The organism is Rhodococcus cerastii, assembly GCF_033042195.1.
GTDB lineage: Bacteria > Actinomycetota > Actinomycetes > Mycobacteriales > Mycobacteriaceae > Rhodococcoides.
This window is the reverse complement of the sequence record NZ_JAWLKF010000031.1, coordinates 1-2,646: the sequence shown is the minus strand read 5'-3', so window position 1 is coordinate 2,646 and position 2,646 is coordinate 1. Positions and strand designations below refer to the sequence as shown.

2 protein-coding genes are annotated in these 2,646 nt (G+C 63.7%); both read left to right on the top strand.

Annotated features, from left to right (window positions below):
- The first annotated feature begins 217 nt into the window (after positions 1-217).
- A complete protein-coding gene (istA, locus tag R3P93_RS24440) occupies positions 218-1,750 on the top strand; it encodes an IS21 family transposase (protein ID WP_094665460.1) in 1,533 nt (510 codons plus the stop codon).
- Positions 1,747-2,517, top strand: coding sequence for an IS21-like element helper ATPase IstB (istB, locus tag R3P93_RS24435; RefSeq protein ID WP_094665458.1), 771 nt, complete (start codon positions 1,747-1,749; stop codon positions 2,515-2,517). The genes istA and istB overlap by 4 nt, the downstream gene beginning before the upstream one ends.
- Positions 2,518-2,646: the final 129 nt, after the last annotated feature.

The window sequence follows — 2,646 nt, the reverse complement described above, 5'->3', positions numbered from 1 at the left end:
TGTCGGCGGCCATGAAAAACTGACCACAGGCGGCCATGAATATGCCCACTGACGGCCGATAAGAACTGACCACTCGCGGCCACGAATGTGACCGCCTGTGGCCACGAATCTGCCCAGACCACACCCATCCTCTCGGCGCGTCAGCGCCGAGGAGGCCTCTCCTGCGGTTTCGATACCGATGCCTAGTCCGTATCGAATCCACCGCAGGAGAGACCACGTGAAGTCTGACGGAGAACTGATGGACATACTCAATGCATACGACCTGACCGGATCATTGCGGGCCGCCGCAGACTTGTGCGGCTGCTCCCACAACACCGTGAAAAAGGCCGTCGAAGACCGAGACGCCGGCCTGCCACCGGCCACCCACCGAACCAAAATCACCGACGACTGGCTCGAATACCTCGAAGAGTGGGTCTCCAAATCCAAGGGCAAGATCCGCGGCGACAAAGCCCACGAGAAACTTCTCGCACTCGGCTACACCGGTGCCGACCGCACCACTCGACGCGCCCTCGCCGAAATCAAAACCCAATGGAGACTGGGCAATACGAGAGTGCACCGGCCATGGATCACCGAACCAGGACTGTGGCTGCAGTACGACTTCGGAGACGGCCCGGTCGTCGACGGCCGCAAGATCGTGCTCCTCGTCGCCTGGCTGGCCTGGTGCCGCTACCGCATCGTGGTCCCACTACGCGACCGCACCGCAGCGAGCGTCTTCGCTGGCCTGGACCGGGTCTTCCGCATCATCGGCGGCGCACCGACCTACCTGCTCACCGACAACGAAAAGACCGTTACCGCCGGCCACGTCGCCGGCGTCCCGATCCGCAATCGCACCGCGGTCACCTTCGGTCGGTACTACGGAATCACCGTGCTGACCTGCCAACCGGCGGACCCTGCATCGAAAGGCGGAGTGGAGAACGCTGTCAAACTCGCCAAAGCCGACATCGTGCCCACCGAGACGAACCTGCTCGAGCAGTACGCCACCTTCGCCGACGTCGAAATCGCGTGCACGGCGTTCATGACCGAGATCAACGCCCGAGTACATCGGGCCACCCGCCGCGTCCCGAACGAGATGCTCGCCGAGGAACGACCCGAGTTGCACGGTATCCCCGACATGCCGCACACCGCAGTCCTCGGAGTCGCTCGCCGAGTCCCCGACAACACACCGATGGTCACCTTTGATCACTGCCAATACTCGACACCAGCAACACTATTGGGTCAGAGCGTGTGGGTCAGACTGCACGACGGGACAGATGAGGTCGTCATCTGCGCTCTCGATGACGGTGGCCCGATCGAAGTGGCCCGGCACGCCCGCACCACACCCGGCAGCCCCGCCATCGACGACGCCCACTTCCCCGGACATCACCCGAGGATCCCCGGCGACTACAGCGTCCGCGCGCGAACAGTATCCGAACAGCAATTCCTCGCGATCGGGGAAGGTGCCGCGACATGGCTCAAGGAAGCCGCCGCGGTCGGCACCGAACGGATATACCTGAAAATGTCGCACGCGGTCGATCTCGCGCGACTCGGAGTTCGGGGCGATGTCGATTGGGCACTCGGGCACGCAGCGGTGCACGGCCGCTTCGCCACCGGCGACCTCGACTCGATCCTCGCATCGAAGGGAATGGACCTCACCCGCCGCGGCGCATCCGAATCCACCTCCCTCACGCAAGGCACATCAGGATGGAACTTGTTGGGCAGCAACGCTATCGAACACAAAACCGCCGACGAGACGAACGAAGGTCAGCGATGAACACCGTCACAGCGGAACTCCCCACCGACCTCGAAACGCTGCTGCGGCAACTCCGCCTGCCGCATGCCAGGTCCATCGCCGCCGAAGTCCTCGCCACCGCACGAGCACAACGCTGGGACCCCGCCGAGGTCGTCAAAGCGCTTCTCTCAGAGGAATCCGCCGGCCGGGCACGATCGATGCTGACCGCCCGCCGCAAAGCAGCGGGATTCCCCACCGGGAAGACCTTCGAGGTCTGGGACGAGAACGCATCATCGATCCCGCTTCCCACCCAGCATGCCCTGCAGACCCTCGAATGGGTGCATCGCCGCGAGAATCTGGTGGTCTGCGGGCCGGCCGGGACAGGCAAGACATTCTTCCTCGAAGCGTTGGGACAGAACGTGATCCAAGCGGGGATGCCGGTCGCGTGGTTCACCCTCGAGCAGATCGGGGTCCTCGTACGCGCGCACCGATCCGACGACTCACTCGGCAAAGCGATCGCGAAGATCGTGCGCGCCGAACTCGTCGTGATCGACGATGTCGGGCTGTTGCCCGTCGGGACCGATGCCGCCGAAGGGCTGTACCGAATCGTCGAAGCAGCCTACGAACGCAAGTCCGTCGCGATCTCCTCGAACCTTCACCCGAGCGGGTTCGACGAACTGATGCCCAAGACCCTCGCCACTGCAACGGTCGATCGGCTGCTGCACCACGCGCACCTATGCCAAACCAGCGGCGATTCGGTCCGCCTCGCCCAAGCCCTGCACGGTCAGGGGGTCAAACCCTTGACCTGACATGATGCTCGACCGGTGGCGGACAAACCCGACATGGGCAGATTCGTGTCCGCCACCGGTCAGTTCTTGTTGGCCACCCATGGGCAGTTCTCGTGACCGCCTGTGGTCACTTCCCGATGTCCATTGACA

Bases quoted from the DNA above. Each gene is read 5' to 3' on its own strand.
- istB (WP_094665458.1), top strand. From the start codon at position 1,747: ATGAACACCGTCACAGCGGAACTCCCCACCGACCTCGAAACGCTGCTG.